Here is a 21,137-nt window from a genome sequence, read left to right as displayed (position 1 = left end):
TTCCGGGTTCGGCCCTTCGGGCCGCCCCGGAATGACTAGGAGATCAACTTCAACCACTCGTCTTCGGTGAGCACCTGCACGCCGTGCTTCTTGGCTTCCGCGAGCTTGGAGCCCGCGCCGGGGCCGGCGACGACATAATCGGTCTTCTTCGAGACCGAGCCCGCCGCCTTGGCGCCCAGACGCTCGGCCATAGCCTTGGCCTCCTCGCGCGTCATCTTCTCGAGCGAGCCGGTGAACACCACCGTCTTGCCGGCGACGGCCGTGTCCTTCTTCGGCCGCTCGGCGTCGAGGATCGTCACCTGCTTGGTCAGCCGTTCGACGATGCCTCGGTTGTGGCTCTCGCCGAAATAGGCCTTCACCGCCTGGATCACCGTGTCGCCGATCTGGTCGAGCGCATCCATCTCGGCAATCGCTTCTTCGTCGTCCTTGGCGATCTTCAGGCAGGCGTCGTGGAAGGCATCCCATGAGCCATAGCCGCGCGCGAGGGCGAGCGCCGTCGTCTCGCCGACGTGACGGATGCCGAGCGCGTAGATGAAGCGATCAAGCCCGATCTCGCGGCGCGCATTGATCGAGTCGAACAGATTCTTGACCGAGGTCTCGCCGTAGCCTTCGATCTCTTCCAGCTTCAGCTTGGTGTTGCGCGCCTGCAGCGTGAAGATGTCAGCCGGCTCCTTCACCCAGCCCTGGTCGAAGAAGTATTCGATCTGCTTCTCGCCCAGGCCGTCGATGTCGAAGGCGCGGCGCGACACGAACAGCATCAGATGCTGTATCTTCTGGAACGGACAGGCGAACTCGCCGGTGCAACGGGCGCGCGCGCCCTCCTCGCCGGTCGCCGTTTCCTCGCGCACCACGTCGGTATGCAGCGGACACGGGCACTTCTTGCGAAAGTGATACTCCTTGGCATCCTTCGGTCGCTTGTCGAGGACGACATCGACCACCTGCGGGATCACGTCGCCGGCACGCTGCACGACCACGGTATCGCCGATGCGGATGTCGCGGCCCTCGCGCAGCACCTCGCCCTTGCCGCCGATGCCTTTGATGTAGTCTTCGTTGTGCAGCGTCACGTTCTGTACGATGACGCCGCCGACGCCGACCGGCTCGAGCTTGCCGACCGGCGTCAGCGCGCCGGTGCGGCCGACCTGGATCTCGATATCCTTGAGCACGGTGAGCGCGCGCTCGGCCGGAAACTTGTGTGCGATCGCCCAGCGCGGCGTGCGCGAGATGAAGCCGAGCCGCCCCTGCCAATCGATGCGGTCGACTTTGTAGACGACGCCGTCGATGTCGTAGTCGAGGTGCGAACGCTGCTCCTCGATCTTGCGGTGGAAGGCGACAAGTTCCTCGACTGAATGGCAGAGCTTGGTCAGCGGATTGGTAGTGAAGCCGCAACTCTCGAACCATTTGATCATGCCGTGCTGCGTATCGGCGGGCATGTCGCTCATCTCGCCCCAAGCGTAAGCGAAGAAACCGAGCGGACGCGACGCGGTGACGTTCGGGTCCTTCTGCCGCAACGAGCCGGCGGCGGAGTTCCGCGGATTGGCGAATATCTGTTCGCCGGCCGCCTTCTGCCGCTCGTTGAGCTTCAGGAAGTCGGCCTTGGTCATGTAGACCTCGCCGCGCACTTCCGTGATCTTCGGTATGTCCCTGCCCTTGAGCTTATGCGGCACATCCTTGAGCGTGCGGATATTGGCCGTGACGTCCTCGCCTTCGGTGCCGTCGCCGCGCGTCGCCGCCGTGACGAGTTCGCCGTCCTCATAGCGCAGCGACATCGACAGTCCGTCGATCTTCGGCTCGGCGGAGAAGTCGATTTTTGTGTCGTCGCCGAGCTTGAGGAACCGCCGGATGCGGCCGGCGAAATCGAGCACGTCCTGCTCGGCAAACGCATTGTCGAGCGACAGCATCGGCACCGCGTGACGCACCTTGGCGAAGCCACGCGCCGGCGCTGCGCCCACCTTCAGCGATAGCGATTCAAGCGTGCGCAGATCGGGGAAGCGCGCCTCGATGGCGTTGTAGCGCTGGCGCAAGGCGTCGTATTCGGCGTCGGAAACGACCGGCCTGTCTTCCTGATAATAGCGCTTGTCGTGCCCCGCGATCTCGGTTTGCAGTCGCGCATGCTCGGCCTGCGCCTGCTTCTTGGTGAGCAGCTCGACGGGTGTTTTGTCGGTTTTGATTTTGGCCATAGTATTCTTCGTCATTCCAGGGCGCGGCATATTACCCTTAGTCATTCCGGGGCGCGAGCGTAGCGAGCGAACCCGGAATCCAGAGGCGAGCACGGACTCTCATTTTTTACGTGTATCTCCTCGCAAGCCGCAGAGAAGGGACGCTTTATTTAGGCGTTACCCGCGACATCGTCCGCAGAACATATCAGCATAGAGAAAAATTGCTTCCCGGCTTTACCTCAACCTACGACGTCCGTCGGCTGGTGTGGTTTGAGATCTACGACGATCCCACAAACGCCATCGAGCGCGAGAAGCAACTCAAGAAATGGCGTCGAGCTTGGAAAATCGAACTCATCGAGAAAGAGAATCCAGACTGGAAAGACCTCTATCCGGAAATCATACGATAGTGCCCGCTGCTGGATTCCGGGTTCCGGCCTCCGGCCGTCCCCGGAATGACAGCCTCATCCTGTCATTCCGGACGCCGCGCAAGCGGCGATCCGGAATCCAGCAACGCGCGCCCATCCTCGTTTCTGGATTCCGGGTTCGTCCGCCTCGCCCTTCGGGCTTCGGCGGCCGCCCCGGAATGACGGTTACCCCGCCTTCAACAACCGCTCGGCGGCGGCGCGGGCTTCGTTGGTGATCTCGGCGCCGGCGAGCATGCGCGCAATCTCCTCGCGGCGCTTGTCCTCGGCCACCTCGACCACGCGCGTCGCCACGCGCTTGCCCTTCTCCAGCGCGTCCTTGCTGATCACGTAATGGCGGTCGGCGCGCGCCGCCACCTGCGGCGCATGCGTGACCGCCAGCACCTGCACGCCGCGCGCCAGCCGCGCCATGCGCGCGCCGATGGCATCGGCCACCGCGCCGCCGACGCCGGTATCGATCTCGTCGAACACCAGAGTCGGTGCCGAGCCGCGGTCGGCCAGCACCACCTTCAAGGCCAAGAGGAAGCGCGCGAGCTCGCCACCCGAGGCGACCTTCATCAACGGACCGGGCCGCGTGCCGGGGTTGGTCTGCACCCAGAACTCGACGCGATCGATGCCGTTCGGCCCGGCGCTCGCTGGATCGGTATCGACCTTGGTGGTGAACACGGCGCGGTCGAGCTTGAGCGGCTTGAGTTCCGCCGATACGGCCTTATCGAGCGATGTCGCGGCCTTCGCGCGCGCTTTCGACAAGGCTTCCGCGGCCTTGCGATACTCGGCCTCGGTCCTGATCGCGGTCTCTTCGAGTTCCTTCAGGCGATCTTCGCCGGCATCGATGAGCGCGATGTCGTCCTGATACTGCTTGGCCAGAGCGGCGAGATTATCGACCGCGACATTGTATTTGCGACCGCCCGCGCGCAGCGCGAACAGGCGTTCCTCGATGCGCTCCAACTCGGCCGGGTCGTAATCGGCCGCGCGCAACGCGGCTTCGAGCTGCGTGCGCGTGTCCTCGAGCGCGTTGAGCGCGACATCGAGCGCCTTCACCGATGGCTCGACCAGCGACGGGGCCTGCTGCGCGCGGCGCTCGAGACGGCGGATTGCGCCCCACAAAGCCGGCAGCGCCGAGTTGGAGCCGGCGAGCAGATCGTGCGCCTCGCGCAGATCCTCCGCCACCTTCTCCGACTGCATCATCGTCGTGCGGCGTTCGGCGAGCGCGGTCTCCTCGCCCGCTTGCGGGGCGAGCTTGGTCAGCTCGTCAACCGCATGGCGCAGCCAGTCGCCTTCCTGCTTGGCGCGCTCGACCTTGGCGCGGTGCTCGTCGGCTTCGTCCTGCGCGGCGCGACGCGCCTCCCACAGCGCCTCGACCTTGGCCGCGTCGCGCTCGAGCGCACCAAAGGCATCAAGCAGACGGCGGTGCGTTCCGGCATCGACCAAAGCGCGATCGTCGTGCTGGCCATGGATCTCGACCAGGGTTTGGCCGAGTTGCTTGAGCACCTGCACGCTGGCCGGCTGGTCGTTGACAAAGGCGCGCGTGCGCCCGTCGGCAAACTGCACGCGGCGCAAAATCAGTCCGTCTTCGTCGGCGATGTCGTTCGCCTTGAGGAGTGCGCGCGCCGGATGATCGCGGGCGAGTTCGAACACGGCGATCACCTGCCCCTGTTCCTGGCCCTGGCGGACCAGCGCTTGGTCGCCGCGGCCGCCGAGCGCCAGCGCGAAAGAATCGAGCAGGATCGACTTGCCGGCGCCGGTCTCGCCGGTGAGCACGGCAAGGCCACCGGCAAAATCGATGTCGAGCTTGTCGATCAGGACGATGTCGCGGATCGAGAGTCGGGAAAGCATGGCTGCGCGGACGTTCCAATACTGCGTCAGGCCCCGCCTTCACGGCGGGCATCGGCTTGTTGCCGATTCGTGCTCATCATTCATGACGTGAAGGGCGGGCACAAGGCCGAGCGCGGAGCTGTGAACCATCTCCGGTCGTTCCGGACGGCGCATCAGCGGTTTACGCGCGTCGTCGACGCGCTATGGCGCCAATCCCGCATGCAGAGGCAAGCTGAACGGATGTGGCTGGATCCCGGTTCGGGCCGGAGCCCGCCATCGGGCCGCACTTCGCGCGGAGCCGTTAGGCGCGCGCCCCGGAATGACAGGGAACTAGCCCAGCCCGACCCGCTTGAAGGCGCGGCTGATCCAGGAACCCTTGTTCTCGGAAACCTCGCCGCCGCCGTTCTTCACGAGCGCGTAGGCGTGCTTGTACCAGTTGCTGTCGGGGAAATTGTGCCCGAGCACGGCGGCCGCGGTCTGCGCCTCGTCGACGATGCCGAGCGCCATATAAGCCTCGGTCAGGCGCATGAGCGCCTCCTCGACGTGGCGAGTCGTCTGATAGCGGGTGACAACGACTTTGAAGCGGTTGATCGCGCCGGTGTAGTCCTTCTTCTCAAGGTAGTAGCGGCCGACCTCCATCTCCTTACCGGCGAGCTGGTCGCGCGCCACCTCGAGCTTCTCCTTTGCCGCGGCGGCGTATTCGCTGGTCGGATACTTCCGGATCACCTCGTCCAGCGCATCCATGGCCTTGTTGGTGCGGTCCTGGTCGCGCGTGACGTCCGGGATCTGATCGAAGTAGGACGCGGCGATGAGATACTGCGCGTAAGCGGCGTCCGGACTGCCCGGATGTAGCGTGATGTAACGCTTCGCCGCCGTCACACACTCCTCGTATTGGCCGGTCTGGTAATAAGAGAAGGCCGACATGATGAGCGACTTACGCGCCCACTCCGAATACGGATGCTGCCGGTCCACTTCCTCGAACTTCTTGACCGCGTCCTTCGGATTGTTCTTGGCGTTGAGGTAAAAAAGGCCCTCGTTGTAGAGCTTGTCCGCGGCCTCGTCCGGCGGCGTGTCGTCCTTCTTACTGAAGAGATCGAGGCTGCTGCACGCGCCGAGGCTCAGCGCGACGAGCACCATGGCGGCGGTGCGCATCAGGCGGCGCCCTTTGGCATTGGCCGCATGACCGGCCGACGTCATCCCATGCATGGCCGCGTTATCCTCACCCACCAAAAACCGCACACGACGCTATGGCCACAGTTCCCCGCAGGGCGGGACAGGTGCCTTTGCTCGCAAGAATTTAGCGCAAATTCCCCGAAACCGCGCCGGTCTAGACAAAATAACGCGGTCTCGCCAAGCGATTAGGCCGACATTCGGCCGGGATTAAGGCGGCTCGGTTAACCCAGAGCCGCGAAAACGTCAGGAAACGTCGGGACCGAAGGCCGGGGCCGGCAAAACGGTCGCCGACTGCCCCTTGCCGCGCTGACGACGCGCCGGCTCGGCCGGCGCCTCAACGACGCGCCAGGCGCTCGTATCCGCCATCAAGGCCGACAAAACCATGTGGTTGAGCTTGTGGCCGCCGCGGACCGTCTTGTAGGCCGCGAGCAATGGCAGACCGGCCAGCGCCAGGTCGCCAACCGCATCGAGCACCTTGTGGCGCACGAACTCATCGGCAAAGCGAAGCCCTTCCGGATTAAGGACGCGGTCTTCGCTGACCACCAGCGTGTTCTCGAAGGATGCACCGAGCGCATAACCGGCGCTCCAGAGCTTCGCGACGTCCTTCATGAATCCAAAGGTGCGCGCCCGCGCGATCTCGTTGCGGAAGGTGTCGGGCTCGATATCGAGCGCCAACGCCTGCTGTCCGATCAGCGGATGATCGAAGGCGATCTCGGCCTCGACGCGGAAGCCATGCTCGTAAGGACGCAGCTCGCCGAAGGCATCGCCTTTGGCAACGCGCACCGGCTTGAGCACTTCGATAAAACGGCGCGGCAAAGCGCGCATGGTCAGGCCGGCTTGATCCAACGCATCGACGAAAGCCGCTGCGCTGCCGTCCATGATCGGCACTTCCGGACCGTCGATTTCAACGACGACGTTATCGACGTTCAGACCACGCAGCGCAGCGAGCAGATGCTCGGCGGTCGAACAGATCGGGCCCTTGGCATCGCCGAGAACCGTCGCGAATTCGGTCGCGGTGACCGCGCGCACGTCGGCGCGAATTTCGCGCTCGATCGAGCCGTCGGCGGTTACACGCTGGAAAACGATGCCCGTGTCGTCATCGCCCGGGCTGAGCGTGAGCGTCGCGGGCTTGCCCGAATGCACGCCGACACCGGTCACGGCAACCTGGTCACGGAGCGTGGTCTGCTTGGCGCCCTTCATCAGCTCTTTTTTTCGGCGCGTCCTTGAACGGTGCGCCGTCCCCATCCATACCCTGCGCGGGTCACATTTTGGCCTTCAACCCCGTCCGCAGTTTGCGGCCGGCGCGAACCCCCAGGACTGGAAAAGTCCCTTTCGCGGCTGAAACTTAGGCTTAGGCGGCGGCGCTTCCAACTCACGCTTTCTTACCAACTGTTACTCTTTTTCGCCGCATTTTCACGGGTCCCGGAAGGCGACCTTCCGGTTTACCTGACATTAAGGAACCCGACGGAAAGGGGCGATGGCTCAGAACAACGGCGCCGCCCCGGTCGCTCACTTAAAACGTACATAATTTCAAAAGCTTAATGTAACACTACCAAACGCCCGATGTGAAACGGCCCCGCATGACTGGGTCAATGCGGGGCCGTCGATCTTGGAGCTAGTTGGCCTGTCTGCGGAGGAAGGCCGGGATATCGAGTTGGTCTTCCTCCGGCGAATTATGCACAGGGGCTGGTCGACCGTGCGGGTCGAGCCCCTGGGGGGCCGTTCGCCGCCCGTATTCAGACACCGGGTCCATTGGGCGACCGGCTTCCGGCTGCCGAGGAGCCGGCCGCGGCGGCGGTGCGTATTGCGGAATCGGGCGGGCCGCACGCGGGACTGGCGGCGCGGCGTCCGTTTCTTCCTGGCGACGGCCGAGACCGACCGAAGCGAGGCGCTGCATCAGCGACATGCGCTGCTTCTCGGGATGATTGTCGACCGCCGGCTCGCCACGCTGGGCACGAATCTCGTTCTGTGCCGGAATCGGCAGTTCGTCGATGCGCGGCATGCGCTGACGGAGCGGCCGTTCCGCCTGCGGCGGGATGAAGGCCGGCGCTGGAGCCGGCTCATGCATCATTTCCGGCTCTTCCTGGTGCGTCGGCTCGAACAACGACGGCTTCACGGTCGGCATCGGGCGGATCGTGACATCTTCAACGCCGGGGGTCGGCAGGATCGCGGCCGCGACAGCAGCGTGCGCTGCGGTCTCGACCGCCGCCGTCGCCTGCACGGTGGCCGGCGTCGGAATCGTCGGCGCCATGCCCGTCGTCCCAGGCGCGCGCTCGACCCGCTCGGCGATGCGACGCGAATCGTCACGCAGCTTGGAGGCGAGCGCCTTGAGAGCGTTCTCGGTCGGCGCCGGCTGCGTGCTGGTCAGGGGCGGCAGCGGCTGCGCCATCTTGCCGGTGTTGTCGATGCCGGTGGCAACGACCGACACGCGGATGATGCCGTCGAGGCTCTCGTCGAAGGTCGCGCCGACGATGATGTTGGCGTCCTGATCGACCTCCTCGCGGATGCGGGTGGCGGCTTCGTCGACTTCGTACAGCGTGAGGTCTTTGCCGCCGGTGATCGAGATCAGCAAGCCCTTCGCGCCCTTCATCGATGCGTCGTCGATGAGCGGGTTGGAGATGGCGGCTTCGGCGGCGGTGAGCGCGCGCTTCTCGCCCGAGGCCTCGCCGGTGCCCATCATCGCCTTGCCCATCTCGCGCATGACGGCGCGAACGTCGGCGAAGTCGAGGTTGATCAGGCCTTCCTTGACCATCAGATCGGTGATGCAAGCCACGCCCGAGTAGAGCACCTGGTCGGCCATCGCGAAGGCGTCGGCGAAGGTCGTCTTCTCATTGGCGACCCGGAACAGGTTCTGGTTCGGGATGATCAACAGCGTGTCGACCACTTTGTGCAGTTCGGCGATGCCGGACTCGGCGTAGCGCATGCGGCGCTGGCCTTCGAAGTGGAACGGCTTGGTGACGACGCCGACCGTGAGGATGCCCATCTCGCGCGCGGTCTTGGCGATGACCGGAGCGGCGCCGGTGCCGGTGCCGCCGCCCATGCCGGCGGTGACGAACACCATGTGCGCGCCCGAGAGATGATCGCGGATTTCGTCGAGGACTTCTTCCGCGGCGGCGCGACCGACCTCAGGCTGCGAGCCAGCGCCGAGACCTTCCGTGACCTGGCTGCCCATCTGAACGATGCGCTCGGCCTTGGACATCGTCAGCGCCTGCGCATCCGTGTTCGCGACGACGAAGTCGACGCCCTGGAGGCCGGCCGTGATCATGTTGTTGACGGCGTTGCCGCCGGCGCCGCCGACGCCGAACACGGTAATGCGCGGCTTCATCTCGTGGATGTCGGGGATCTGCAGGTTGATCGTCATGTTTGCCTCTTTAAGCCGCCGATCGGGCCGGTCCGCCACCGGCCGTTACGTGGTTTGCATCAGTCCTAGGGTCAGAAGCTTTCGCGCAGCCATCGCCCGACCCGAGCCATATAGCCGCCGTTTCCGGTCATCAGATGCCGCGTACGCCGCGGTTCGAAGTGTTCGAGATGGGCCGCCTGCGGGTACACCAACAGACCGGCAGCCACCGCGAAAGCCGGCCCCTTGGCGGATTCCGGCAAGCCGGAAAGCCCAAGCGGACGGCCGATACGCACGGGACGCTTCAGGATACGCGACGCCAGATCCGCGATGCCGGTGAGCTGGCTGGCACCGCCCGTCAGCACCACCCGCCCGCGCGGCTCAGCCGCGAAGGGCGAAGCCGCCAGCCGGTCGCGCACCATCTCCAGGATCTCCTCGACCCGGGGCTTGATGATGCGCGTGAGCGCCGCGCGAGACACGAACTGCGGAGGCTCCCGCTCGTCATCGCCGAACGGAGGCACCGTGATCATGTCACGCTCGTCGGACCCACCGGACAAAACACTGCCATAAATCGCCTTGATTCGCTCAGCATCCGCAATGCGGGTGTTGAGTCCGCGGGCCAGATCCATGGTGACGTGATGCCCGCCGAGCGCAAAACCGTCGGCATGCACAAAGCGGCCCTGTGAAAATACCGCCGCCGTGGTGGTGCCGGCGCCGAGATCGATGACCGCCGCGCCCAGATCCGCCTCGTCGTCGGCGAGCACCGACAGACCGGCCATGTAGGGCGAGGCGACCATGGCCTCGATGTTCAGATGGCTGCGCTCGACCGTGAGCATCAGGTTGCGCACGGTGGCGACGTCGGCCGTGACCATGTGCATGTCGACGCCGAACTTGTGGCCGAGCATGCCGCGCGGCTCGCGGATGCCGGAGGCGGCATCGAGCGAGTAACCGATCGGCAGCGAATGCAGCACGGCGCGGCCATCGCGCACCGAATGGCGCGACGCGGCCGCGAGCACGCGGGCGATTTCACCGTCGGTGACGGCGCCGCCGGTCAGATCGACATTGGCGATGAAGCGCTCGCTGCCGAGGCGCCCGCCCGAAAGCGCGACCACGACGGATTCAAGCTGCACGTGCGCGGCGTTCTCGGCGATATCGATCGCCGTGCGCACCATGGCTTCGGCCTCGGCGAGGTCGATGACGGTGCCGCCCTTCATGCCGCTCGCCGCCGTGTGCGCGAAACCGAGCACGCGCACGCCGTGGCTGCGCCGGCGCAGCACGTCCTGCGGCGCCTGTGGCTGCAGCTTGGCGATCATGCAGACGATCTTCGAGGTGCCGACATCGAGCGCGGCGACCACGGCCGAACGCTTCGGCGACACCGGCTTCATCTTCGGGGTAAGGCCGAAGCGGACGACGTTGCTCATGCCTCGCCTCCCTTGCCCGCGGCCTTCTTGCGCGCCTTCTCGGCCGCTTTCACCGCCGCGTCGCGCACCGCGAAGGCGGCATCGGACTGGCGCACATAGACACGATCGGCGAGCCGCAGATCGACGGCGGTGATGTCGCGCGTCAGCAACTGCTTGGACTGAGCGAGGTCGACCAGGTTGGCGAGCGCGCGGTCCGGCGCGTCCTGCGGCAACAGCACTTCGATGCCGTTCTTCAGATGCAGCGTCCAGCGGCGCTCGGCGACCAGCACGGAGGCCTGCACCTGGCTGGCGATCGAGGGGAAGCGCTGGAGCATGGCCACGAGGCCGGGCGCGGCGCGCTCGGCGCCGACGCCGACGACCATCGGCAGCGACGCATAGCGCTCCGGCACAAAGGTCTCGAGCACGGTGCCGTCATCGGCGATCAGGTTGACGCGGCCATCCTTCTGCCAGAGGGCGAAGGGCTTGCGCTCCTTGATCTCGATGCGCAGGCGGCCGGGATAAAGCTTCAGCACGGTGGCTTCGGCGATCCAGGGATTGCCGACGAGGCGCGCGCGGGTCTGCGCGGCGTCGAGGAAGACGAGCGAGGAGTTCGCCGTGATGCCGGCGATGTCGAGGATGCGCTGGCGGGGCAATTCGTGCTCGCCGGCCAAGGCCACCTCGGAAATGCGGAAGCCGAAGGCGTTCGCCGTTGCGTCGCAAACGTCCTGGACGTTGGCGGCGAGATCGCCGCCGTGCTCGCCGCGCACGACGCCGTAAGACACGGTGGCGAGCAGGAACAGCGCGACGGCCGAGGCACCCGCCCCGCGCGGCACGTTCAGATTGACCAGCGTCATGCCCCAGCGGCGCAAGGTCCGCGGCCAGCGCGAACCCGCGCCCGGCCAATGCGGCACCGTCACCGGCGCACGGCGGCTCTTAGCTTTCGACACCTGAGCAGAATGCGCTCGACCATCCATCGCGGGCGGCTCTTGACCCCTTGGCCCGGCTCGGGCCTCAAAACGTTCCGGCAACCGGCGCGCGAGGCCCAAGGGCCGGACGCGCCGCGCCGCCAATGGGGTAGTCTTCGGACCATTTGGTAAATGATTAGTAAAAGTTTACGAATTGTTGGGAGGTATTAAGGGAGGGATGGGTTCGTAGGGCGGATTAGCGAAGCGTAATCCGCCAATCCACCATATGCCCCGGCGGGTTACGCCTTCGGCTAACCCGCCCTACGCGTTGTCCCAGCTGCAGACTATAATCCTTGACAGCGTCACGCTGCTCTGGGTATAAATACCCACGTTCCGCCGGTGCGTCCGGGCCACTCTTTGGCCCGCATGCTGTCTGCGCCGGGGCGTTTTTTATTTCCGCCACAAACATCATTCCCACGGAGCATCGCCATGGTGCGATATGCGGAGGATTTCCTCGCCGCGTTGCGGCAACGCTATGAACAGACCGACCAGCCGATGCGCAGCCTCGCGCGCGAGTTTTCCATCGGCATCTCCACCTTGAGTTCACTGGTGGAACGGCACGGCTGGGTGAAGCGCAGCCAGCGCAGGCACGGTCGCCCGGAGGCCTCGCTCGTCAGCGAGGCGCAAGCGCTGATGGAGAGCCTGCAGACGCGGACGGGCGTGGTCGCAGACAACGGTCTTGCCTTCCCACTCGAAGCGCCCCCCACCCCCGACCCCTCCCCGCCACGCGCTGCACGCGTGGAGGGAGGGGAGCAGACAGCGGCGGAGCGGATCGAAGCGCTGCTGCTGAAGGAGATCGCGGCGGAAGAAGTCGCGCGCGAGGCGCTCGGCAACGAGCCGCGCCTACGCACGGAAGCGGATGCCTGCGCGCGGCGGCTCGCGGTGATGACGCAGACCTTGCAGACGTTGCAGAAGATCCGCGAGGCGCAGCCGATGGCCAATGCGCGGTGTCAATGCAGCGAGTACGACGACCTGCCCGACGATCTCGACGCGCTCCGCGACGAACTGGCGCGGCGCATCGAAGCCTTCATGGAGACGCATACCGACGAAGAACTCGAGGCCGACTTGGCAAGAGCCCGGCAGGCACACGAGAGCAAGAGCGCCTGAGCCGTTCGATGTCCGCGCGCGCTGTTTGTGGCGCGCCAGACGACGACGTCAGGAGCAAGGCGCAACCCACTACGCTTCCGACTTCACCGCCGCGCGGCGCTGGCTGCCGGCCTCGTACCATGTGCGCGAGGCCTTCACGATCTTCACGACCGACAGCATCACCGGCACTTCGACGAGAACGCCGACCACTGTCGCCAGAGCGGCGCCGGAGTTCAAGCCGAACAGACTGATGGCGGCGGCCACCGCGAGCTCGAAGAAATTGCTGGCGCCGATCAGCGCTGCGGGCGCGGCGACGCACCAGGCGACGCCAAACTGACGGCTGAGCCAATAGGCAAGCCCGGCGTTGAGATAAACCTGAATGATGATCGGCACGGCCAGCAGCGCGATGACGAGCGGCTGCGCGAGAATCTGTTCGCCTTGGAAGCCGAACAGAAGAACCAATGTTGCGAGCAGTGCGACGAGCGACAACGGTTGTAGCCGGGCAAGCGTCGTTTTCAACGCCTCCGGGCCGACCGCGAGCAAATAGCGCCGCCACAGCTGCGCCACCGCGACGGGCACGACGATGTACAGCACGACCGACAACAACAACGTGTCCCACGGTACTGTGATCGACGCCACGCCCAGCAGCAGGCCGACCAGCGGCGCGAACAGAAACACCATGATGATGTCGTTGAGCGCGACCTGGCTCAGCGTGTAGTGCGGCTCGCCTTCACACAGGTTCGACCACACGAAGACCATGGCCGTGCAAGGCGCGGCCGCGAGCAAGATGAGACCCGCGATATAGCTTGGAATCTGCTCCGCCGGCAGCAGCGGCGCGAAGACATGCGCGACGAAGACGGTGCCGAGCAGCGCCATCGAGAACGGCTTGACCGCCCAGTTGATGAACAAAGTCACGCCGACGCCGCGCCAATGCTCGCGCACCTGCCCGAGCGCGCCGAAGTCGATCTTGAGCAGCATCGGCACGATCATGAGCCAGATCAGCACGGCGACCGGCAGGTTGACCTTGGCCAATTCGGCCGTCGCGATCGTGGCGAACAGCGACGGCGCGGCATGGCCGAGCGCGATGCCGGCGACGATGCACAGCGCGACCCACAGCGACAGATAACGTTCGAAGGTGCTCATGACGGATTACGCGACGTTCGGGCGCGGTGAGGTTGCGCCTTCGATCTGGCCGATCTCGCGCAGGCGCGCGCGCAATGTCATCCGGTCGAGCTTGGCGATGGGCAGCGCCAGGAAGATTTCGATGCGGCGCAGCAGCATGCGATACGCATCCTGGAACGCGACGGCGATTTCCGCGTCGCTGCCGGTCGCTTCGGCGGGATCGGGAATGCCCCAATGCGCCGTCATCGGCTGGCCGGGCCAGACCGGGCACGACTCGCCCGCGGCGTTGTCGCAAACGGTGAAGACGAAATCGAGCGGCGGCGCGCCGGTCTGCGCGAACTCGGTCCATGATTTCGAGCGCAAGCCTGACGTGTCGTGGCCGAGGCCTTTGAGCAGCGCGATCGTGTGCGGATTGACCGCGCCCTTGGGCTGACTGCCGGCGCTGTAAGCGTGGAATTTCACGCCGCCGAGCTTGTTCAAAATGGCCTCGGCGATGATCGAGCGAGCCGAATTGCCGGTGCAGAGAAACAGGACGTTGTACAGTTTGTCAGCCATGGTTCAGCTCAAGCGTTGATGGTTGTCGTCACACGGATTCTTTCGGCGCCTTCGCGCGGCGCGGCGTCGAGGGCTTGCAAAACACGGGCGCGCAGGCGGCGACATCGCCCTGGCAGCAGTTGTCGGTGAGAAAGCCGAGCAGCCCGTTCATCGTCTCGAAGCGCGCCGCATAAATCATCGAACGGCCCTCACGCCGCACGGTGACGAGGCCGGCTTGGCGCAGGCGATCGAAGTGGAAGGTGAGCGTGTTCGGTGCGAGGTCGAGCGCTTCGGCGACCTTGCCGGCGGGCAGGCCCTCGGGCCCCGCCTGCACCAGCAGGCGGAACACATCGAGCCGGTTTTCCTGCGCCAAGGCGCTCAAGGCCGCGACAGCGTCCGTCTTTTCCATATTTCAACGAATATCGAAATATATGGCCCGCGTCAAGTCCGCGCAAAAGCGCGGCCGGCCGGAGACGACATCGCCGAAGACATCGACGCCGTCCGAGAGGCGTTGGCGAAGCGCATCGAGGCATTCATTGGGAGCCGTCACACCGAGAATGCGAGGACGACGCAACACCACCGGACCGGCGCCCATCCCGCCTTGGGTGCGCGCGCGCGATGTGGCATGTCACGCCGACGTCTCCGGAGCCTTGAGGAGTTCATGCGCGCCACTGCCTGCCTTGTTGCCGTGGCCATCGGCTTCGCCGCCGCCGCGCATGCCGAGGACTTACCGTTCTGGCCGGCCGTGCAGGCGACGTGCACCGCGACCGCGGCGACGCCCTCCGGCGCGCTGGGGCAGCGCATCGCGCAAGCAGCCCGCGCCGAATTCGACGCCTTTGGCGGCCATCGCATCGATGCCGGCGGCCGCCTCATCCATTTTGGTCTGACCGAAGCCGAGAGCCGCCGCGAAGATCGCGCCAACGGCCGCGAGGCACGCCTCGACAGTCTCGGCTGGTGGCGCGTGCTGGCCTATTGGCGTGCGCTCTACGGCGTCGCCGCCGGCGGCCTCGGCGACGAGCTCGAAGTGCGCGGCTATCGCGGCGCCGCGGACTCGCAGGACGCCGCGCAGATCGCCGAGCGCCTGCGCGTCGACATCGGGCCGCTGCTGAAAGCGGCCGACGGCATCGCCGATCCAGCGCAACGCGAGGCGATGCGCGAGGCGATCATCCGCGCGGCGATCGTCGACACGCCGTGGTCGGCGGCATTCATCAGCTATGTCATGCGGCAGGCGGGCGCGACCGCGACCGGCTTTGCCTTTTCGAACGCGCACCGCGTCTACATCGACGACGCGTTCGCGACCAGCGCCGCCGAAGTCGCGCACAAGACGGACGCGCGCATCTACCGCGCCTGCCCGCTGGCGACGACGCGGCCGCGCGTCGGCGACATGATCTGCCTTGAGCGCGAGCCGTCGCTGGCGAAGCTGAGCGCCGCGGCGGTGCGCGAACGCATCCGGCAGGAGGTCGCCGCCGGCGCGCGCACGCTGCAGCGGACGCATTGCGAAGTGGTGGCGCGCATCGATGCGCCGGCGCGCAAGATCTACACGATCGGCGGCAACGTCCTGAACGCGGTGACCGCGCGCAAGATGAACCTGACGCGCGACATGAAGCTCTCGCCGGTGCAAAGCGGCCGCTGCGGCGGCGCCGGCGCCTGGACGCTGGCGGAACCCGGCGCGGCACCGGAAAACTGCGCGCTCAACGACCAGAAGTGGTTCGTGCTGCTGCAATTGCGCTGAGGCGCGGTGCGCGCATTGTGCGGCGATTCCGACTGCGCCATAGTCGGGACCACAGCCGCAAGATCGGGGGAACTTTCGTGCCGCACCTACGCCGCTTCGCCTCCGCCCGGACCGCATCGCTGCTGACGACAGGCGCGCTGCTCGCCTGTCTTGCCGCGCCGAATACCGCGCGCGCGCAATCGGCCGGCAATGCCTGCAACGATCTGGTGGCCATGCTGCCCGCGCCGCTGTCGCCGTGGAAAGGCGCGCCGCTGCGCGTGATCATGGCGGCGGAGAAGCCGCTCAAGGGCGAACTGTCGCTGGTCGCCCCGGACGGCAGAGTCGCGGCGACGTCGCGCAAGCGCAGCGACGGTCCGCCCTATGCGTGGTACGCCGATGTTGCCGCGCCCGCCGCCGGCACCTGGCACGCAACGCTCACATCGTCCGAGTGCGGCACCATCACCCGCGAGATCACCGTGCGCGCCGAGCGGCCCGCCGGCCCCGGCGCCACCGCCGGCAGCGTCTGGCCGGTGCGTCATGCTTGGACGCGCGCGACCGAGAACCTGTTCTCGGCCTGGATCGAAAAGCTGTTCGACGATCCGCTCGACGCGACGCCGTCATGGGCGGCGCTGCACGAGGTGCTGCGCGACCGCTCGCGCAATGTGCTGTTCAACTATCTCGGGCTTGGCGAAGACGAGATGAAGATGGTGCTGCGGCCGGACTGCGCCGACCTGCCCTATTTCCTGCGCGCTTACTTCGCCTTCAAGATGGGCCTGCCGTTCGGCTTCTCGAAGTGCAACCGCGGCGGCGGCGGCAAGGCGCCGCAGTGCTTCCAGTGGTCGAGCACGCAGACGGCGGAGAGCGCGCGCGCCTCGGCCGACGACGATGGCGCCGCGACGGCGCCCGCGCGGCGCGCCGGTCTTACCGCCGCGTTCGGACAGTTCATGCGCACGGTGGCGGACACGGTCCATTCCGGCACCGCACGCACGGCGCTCAACTCCGACAACACCGATTACTATCCCGTTGCGCTCAGCCAGGACACGTTGCGGCCGGGCGTGATCTACGCCGATCCGTATGGACACGTGCTGATGATCGTGCGCCGCGTGCCAGAGGCCAACGGCGCCGCCGGCATCATCTTCGCCGTCGACGGTCAGCCGGACGGCACCGTCGCCCGCAAACGCTATTGGCGCGGCAACTTCCTCTATGCCGTCGATCCGGCGCTGGGCGGCCCCGGCTTCAAACGCTTCCGGCCCGTGGCGCGCGAAGCGAACGGCGGCCTGCGGCGATTGACCAACAACGAGATCGCCAAGAGCCCGCAATACGGCGACTTCTCGCTCGAACAGGCCAAGCTCGGCGTCGAGGCCTTCTACGACAAGATGGACGACGTGATGTCGCCCGAGCCGCTCGATCCCGCGGCGGCGATGAAGGACGCCATCGACTCGCTCGAGGAGCAGGTGAAGGTGCGGGTGCAGTCGGTCGAGAACGGCCGCAAGTTCCTGAACAGCGGCAAAGGCGAAGCCGCGATGCCGGACGGCGCGACTATCTTCGAGACCATGGGCGCGTGGGAAGACTTCTCGACGCCGTCACGCGATCTGCGCCTGTTGATCGCCATCGACGTCGTGCGCGGCTTCCCGGATCGCGTGGCCCGCCGTCCCGGACGCTATGCCATGCCGGCCGGCAAAAGCGCGGCCGACGTGAAGGAAGATCTGCAACGCATGCTCGCCAGCGAACTGGCGACGCGAACGTTCACCTATCCGCGCACCGACGGCTCGACCTGGACGCTGTCGCTCAAGGACGTCATCGGCCGCATGTCCGAGCTGGAGATGGCCTACAACCCCAACGATTGCGTCGAGCTGCGTTGGGGCGCCGCGCCGGGCAGCGACGAAGCCGCAACCTGCCGCAAGCACGCACCGCAGGCACAGCGCGCGAAGATGACAAAATATCGCGCCTGGTTTCACGAGCGCCGCCGCCCGCCCCGCGCCTGACGTCGAACGCAGCATTCATTGCAATAACGCGACACCGCGCGCGGACGTTGTCCTGCGCCGCTTTGACGCTTGTATTGCGGCCAGGCTGTGACAAGCTGACGGAAACGGGCCGTCGTGACTCGCTATCGCTGAATCACGCGACAAGCCTGGAAAAAAGTTTCGGGGGGAGAACGATGCACGTGTCACGACCGTTCGCACGCATGTGTGCGCTTGCCGGCGGCCTGATGTTGACGGCGCTAGCGAGCGCGGTACCGGCGCAGGCTTATCCCGATAGACCGATCCGTATCATCGCGCCTTTCCCGGCCGGCGGCTTGGTGGACGTGCTGGCACGCGCGGTCGGCGAAGAGATGGCCAAGAGCCTCGGCCAGCCGGTCATCGTCGAGAACAAGCCCGGCGCGGGCGGCAATCTCGGCGCCGCGATGGTCGCCAATGCCGCGCCCGATGGCTACACGCTGATGATGACCTCGCCCGGCATCCAGAGCATCAATCAGTTCCTCTACAAGGAGATGCCCTACGACGCGGCGAAGGCCTTCGCGCCGATCTCGCTCGTCGCCGACATGCCGATGCTGGTGATCGTCAATCCGAAGACAGGCTTCAAGACGCTCAAGGACTTGATCGCGGCGGCGAAGGCCAATCCCGACAAGCTCAACTTCGGCTCGGCCGGTGTCGGCACCACCGGCCATCTCGGCCAGGCTCTGTTCGTCTATGCCGCCGACATCAAGGTGAAGCACGTGCCCTATCGCGGCGCGGCACCGGCGGTGAACGATCTCATCGGCGGCCATCTCGACGGCGTCGTCGACAATCCCCCAATCGTGATGGCGCATATCAAGTCAGGCACTCTCACCGCGCTCGCCGTCGGTGGACCGACGCGGCTCGCGGCGCTGCCCGACGTGCCGACCGCGGCGGAAGCGGGATTGCCGGCGTGGCAGGCGTCATCCTGGTTCGGCCTCGTCGCGCCCGCCGGCACGTCGCCGGAGATCATCAAACGCCTGCAGGCTGAAGTCGCCAAAGCGCTGAAGCAGCCGTCGATGCAGCGCTTCGTCGGCGAAAGCGGCATGACGCTCATCAGCAACTCGCCGGAAGCGTTCGAGACGCTGATCGTCGCCGAGCGCAAGAAATGGGGCGACATCATCAAGGCGGCGAAGATCGAGGCGAATTAAGCTGCATCAATCTTGACCGGTGCGGCAACCCCAAGCAGGGCAAGCTCCCTCTCCCCTATGGGGAGAGGGTTGGGGTGAGGGGGCTCCTGACTCTCGAGCTTTGTAACCCCTCACCCGGCTCGCTTCGCTCGCCGACCTCTCCCTGTGGGAGAGGTGAAGCGAGCCCGCGGCAGGTCGATCCAAAACTCACCCATCCACTCTGTGACCATCGGCCGTGAACTGAAAGCGCGCCTGCGCCGCCTTCACGCGAGCGCTCGGTCCGGGCGTGAGCCCCCAATGATCGAGCCGGCCCGGCGGCCACTTCCAATCCTCCGGCCGCTTCACCGGCGCGAAGTCCGGCGCCACCTGCTCCATCTCGCCGGTGTATTCGAGCGGCAATTCCTCGGGGCCGCAGAAATAAGCGAACACGTTGTTGCCGGGGCCGTGACGGCCGGGACCCCACTCCACCGCATGGCCGTGATCGCGCATGCGCCCGATGCCGCGCATCAAGGCGTCGATGCCGGCGATCTCGAAAGCGATGTGGTTGAGATTGGCGTTGTCGTTGAAGCCCAGCACCAGGCTGTGATGATCGCTGTTGCAGCGGATGAAACGGAATTGCCGCGTCTGGTCCGACAGCTTGAAGCCGAAGGCGCGCGTCATGAAACCGAAGGACGCATCGTTGTCACGGCAGTTGAGATTGACGTGCGAGAGCTTGGCCGGCACGTCGGGCGACTTCAATGTGTCGGCATGGACGGCGGTGTCGCCGATCACGGCGAAGTTGCGCCCCTCCGGATCCTTGCAGCCGAAGCCATAGCCGCCGCCCGGCGTCGCGAGTTTGCGCGGCGCGCCGTCGGTGTCGCACCCCTCGGCGCAAACCCGCTCGTAGACCGCGTCGACCGCGGCGCGATCGCGCGCCTGCAACACGACGCGCACCAGCGCCGATTGGTCGCTGCCCGACGCTCGCAACGTCAGCGCGGCGAAGTCCGGATTGCCGGCGCGCAGATAGACGATGCCGCCCTCTTCCGCGACGACCTGCAAATTCCACACCTGCGTGAAGAACGTTCGCGCCGCTTCGAGATCGCCGACCGCCAGATCGACCGCGCGCACCGCACTAACCGCCGCTTCGCTCACCCGCCCCTCCACGAACCTTGTTGTTGGCGGTTGTTCTGACTTGAATCCCGCCGCGCCGCAATCCAAACATGGCCGGCGCGGCATCACCGTTTATCCGTCAGCGACGAAGGGTCTCTTCATGCATGCATCCGACGCGGTCGAGGCCGATTTCATCATCGAAAATTTCGCCTTCGCCAGCGGCGAGACGCTGCCGCGGCTCAAGCAGCATTATCTGACGCTCGGCAGCCCGCAGCGCGATACAGGCGGCCACATCACCAACGCCGTGTTGTTGCTGCATAACACCACCGGCAGCAGCAAGAACTGGCTGCTGCCCGAGCTCGCCGGCCAGTTGTTCGGGCCGGGGCAGCCGCTCGACGCCGAAACGCATTTCATCGTGATGCCGGACGCGATCGGCTTCGGCCAGTCGAGCAAGCCGAGCGAGGGGCTGCGCGCGCGCTTTCCGCATTACCGCTATCACGACATCGTCGTCGCGCAGCATCGCCTGCTCACCGAGGGCTTGGGCATCGACCACCTGCGCTTGATCCTCGGCCTGTCGATGGGCGGCATGCTCACCTGGATGTGGGGCGAGATGCATCCGACGTTCATGGATGCGCTGGTGCCGATCGCCAGCCAGCCTTCGGCGATGAGCGGCCGCAACTGGATCCAGCGCCGCATGCAGATCGAGGCGATCAAGAGCGATCCCGGCTATCACAACGGCGACTACACCGAGCAGCCGTCGCGCTACACGCTGACGCCGTTCGGCGCGCTGTTGATCCAGAGCGTCGAACGCATCCAGGAGCGCGCGCCGACGCGCGAGGCCGCCGACGCGCTGTACCGCGAACTGGTCGCGCGCGCGCAGAAGGGCGACGCCAACGACCGGCTCTATCAGTTGGAGTCGTCGATGGACTACGATCCCGCGCCCGACCTGGAAAAGATCGTCGCGCCGCTGCTCGCCATCAACTTCGCCGACGACGCACTCAATCCGCCGGAACTCGGCAGCGTCGAGCGCGCGATGCCGCGCCTCCAGCACGGGCGTGCTGTGCTTGTTCCGGCGTCGCCGCAATCGCGCGGCCACAATTCCGCGTCGGACGCGCGGCAGTGGGTCTCCCACCTCGCCGCCTTCCTGCGCGAGCGCGCGCAACGCTGATGCCGCACCGCAGCGTCACGGACTGTTGATGACGG

The 21,137-nt window shown here is 66.1% G+C and carries 17 protein-coding genes; 6 read left to right on the top strand and 11 right to left on the bottom strand.

Annotation, left to right across the window (positions count from 1 at the left end):
* Window positions 1-35: 35 nt before the first annotated feature.
* Complete coding sequence (ligA, locus tag DW352_RS25395; protein WP_115693946.1) at window positions 36-2,177, bottom strand: NAD-dependent DNA ligase LigA; 2,142 nt, start codon at window positions 2,175-2,177, stop codon at window positions 36-38.
* A 110-nt stretch (window positions 2,178-2,287) separates the two neighbouring features.
* Between ligA and DW352_RS25390 the strand changes: the two genes are divergently transcribed.
* Window positions 2,288-2,563, top strand: coding sequence for a GIY-YIG nuclease family protein (locus tag DW352_RS25390; protein ID WP_245434251.1), 276 nt, complete (start codon window positions 2,288-2,290; stop codon window positions 2,561-2,563).
* A gap of 183 nt (window positions 2,564-2,746) precedes the next feature.
* Here the strand turns inward: DW352_RS25390 and recN are convergent, their stop codons facing one another.
* The 6 genes from recN to DW352_RS25360 form a co-directional block, all read right to left on the bottom strand.
* Window positions 2,747-4,414, bottom strand: coding sequence for a DNA repair protein RecN (gene recN / locus DW352_RS25385; protein ID WP_115693944.1), 1,668 nt, complete (start codon window positions 4,412-4,414; stop codon window positions 2,747-2,749).
* 309 nt (window positions 4,415-4,723) lie between these two features.
* Window positions 4,724-5,590, bottom strand: coding sequence for an outer membrane protein assembly factor BamD (locus tag DW352_RS25380; RefSeq protein ID WP_115693943.1), 867 nt, complete (start codon window positions 5,588-5,590; stop codon window positions 4,724-4,726).
* A 219-nt stretch (window positions 5,591-5,809) separates the two neighbouring features.
* Window positions 5,810-6,766, bottom strand: a complete 957-nt coding sequence (gene lpxC, locus DW352_RS25375; RefSeq protein WP_115693942.1) for a UDP-3-O-acyl-N-acetylglucosamine deacetylase — start codon at window positions 6,764-6,766, stop codon at window positions 5,810-5,812.
* 415 nt (window positions 6,767-7,181) lie between these two features.
* Window positions 7,182-8,927 carry a cell division protein FtsZ gene (gene ftsZ / locus DW352_RS25370; protein WP_115693941.1) on the bottom strand — a complete coding sequence of 582 codons (1,746 nt, stop codon included), beginning with the start codon at window positions 8,925-8,927 and terminating at the stop codon, window positions 7,182-7,184.
* Window positions 8,928-8,998: 71 nt separating this feature from the next.
* A complete protein-coding gene (gene ftsA, locus DW352_RS25365) occupies window positions 8,999-10,324 on the bottom strand; it encodes a cell division protein FtsA (RefSeq protein ID WP_115693940.1) in 1,326 nt (441 codons plus the stop codon).
* Window positions 10,321-11,250 carry a cell division protein FtsQ/DivIB gene (locus tag DW352_RS25360; RefSeq protein ID WP_162827200.1) on the bottom strand — a complete coding sequence of 310 codons (930 nt, stop codon included), beginning with the start codon at window positions 11,248-11,250 and terminating at the stop codon, window positions 10,321-10,323. Before DW352_RS25360 ends, ftsA begins: the two co-directional genes overlap by 4 nt.
* A 375-nt stretch (window positions 11,251-11,625) precedes the next feature.
* Between DW352_RS25360 and DW352_RS25355 the strand changes: the two genes are divergently transcribed.
* A complete protein-coding gene (locus DW352_RS25355) occupies window positions 11,626-12,375 on the top strand; it encodes a hypothetical protein (RefSeq protein ID WP_162827199.1) in 750 nt (249 codons plus the stop codon).
* 69 nt (window positions 12,376-12,444) lie between these two features.
* Here the strand turns inward: DW352_RS25355 and arsB are convergent, their stop codons facing one another.
* The 3 genes from arsB to DW352_RS25340 are packed head-to-tail and all read right to left on the bottom strand — an operon-like array spanning window position 12,445 to window position 14,419.
* Window positions 12,445-13,497, bottom strand: a complete 1,053-nt coding sequence (arsB, locus tag DW352_RS25350) for an ACR3 family arsenite efflux transporter (protein WP_115693937.1) — start codon at window positions 13,495-13,497, stop codon at window positions 12,445-12,447.
* 6 nt (window positions 13,498-13,503) lie between these two features.
* Window positions 13,504-14,031, bottom strand: a complete 528-nt coding sequence (locus DW352_RS25345) for an arsenate reductase ArsC (protein ID WP_115693936.1) — start codon at window positions 14,029-14,031, stop codon at window positions 13,504-13,506.
* A 28-nt stretch (window positions 14,032-14,059) separates the two neighbouring features.
* On the bottom strand, window positions 14,060-14,419 hold the full coding sequence (locus tag DW352_RS25340; RefSeq protein WP_115693935.1) for an ArsR/SmtB family transcription factor: 360 nt from the start codon (window positions 14,417-14,419) through the stop codon (window positions 14,060-14,062).
* Between the two features lie 252 nt (window positions 14,420-14,671).
* Here DW352_RS25340 and DW352_RS25330 point away from each other — a divergent pair, with 252 nt between their 5' ends.
* From DW352_RS25330 to DW352_RS25320, 3 genes are all read left to right on the top strand, one after another.
* Window positions 14,672-15,742: a DUF2272 domain-containing protein gene (locus DW352_RS25330; protein ID WP_162827198.1), complete on the top strand. Its 1,071-nt coding sequence runs from the start codon at window positions 14,672-14,674 to the stop codon at window positions 15,740-15,742.
* Between the two features lie 77 nt (window positions 15,743-15,819).
* On the top strand, window positions 15,820-17,706 hold the full coding sequence (locus DW352_RS25325) for a hypothetical protein (protein ID WP_115693932.1): 1,887 nt from the start codon (window positions 15,820-15,822) through the stop codon (window positions 17,704-17,706).
* 179 nt (window positions 17,707-17,885) lie between these two features.
* Window positions 17,886-18,866: a Bug family tripartite tricarboxylate transporter substrate binding protein gene (locus tag DW352_RS25320; protein ID WP_210209892.1), complete on the top strand. Its 981-nt coding sequence runs from the start codon at window positions 17,886-17,888 to the stop codon at window positions 18,864-18,866.
* A 186-nt stretch (window positions 18,867-19,052) separates the two neighbouring features.
* Here the strand turns inward: DW352_RS25320 and DW352_RS27025 are convergent, their stop codons facing one another.
* Window positions 19,053-19,976, bottom strand: coding sequence for a VOC family protein (locus DW352_RS27025; RefSeq protein ID WP_162827197.1), 924 nt, complete (start codon window positions 19,974-19,976; stop codon window positions 19,053-19,055).
* 118 nt (window positions 19,977-20,094) lie between these two features.
* Between DW352_RS27025 and DW352_RS25305 the strand changes: the two genes are divergently transcribed.
* Window positions 20,095-21,102, top strand: a complete 1,008-nt coding sequence (locus DW352_RS25305; protein ID WP_162827196.1) for an alpha/beta fold hydrolase — start codon at window positions 20,095-20,097, stop codon at window positions 21,100-21,102.
* Window positions 21,103-21,137 lie beyond the last annotated feature (35 nt).

It is taken from the genome of Pseudolabrys taiwanensis (assembly GCF_003367395.1).
Classification (GTDB): Bacteria; Pseudomonadota; Alphaproteobacteria; order Rhizobiales; family Xanthobacteraceae; genus Pseudolabrys; species Pseudolabrys taiwanensis.
This window is presented reverse-complemented; position numbering and strand designations above follow the sequence as displayed.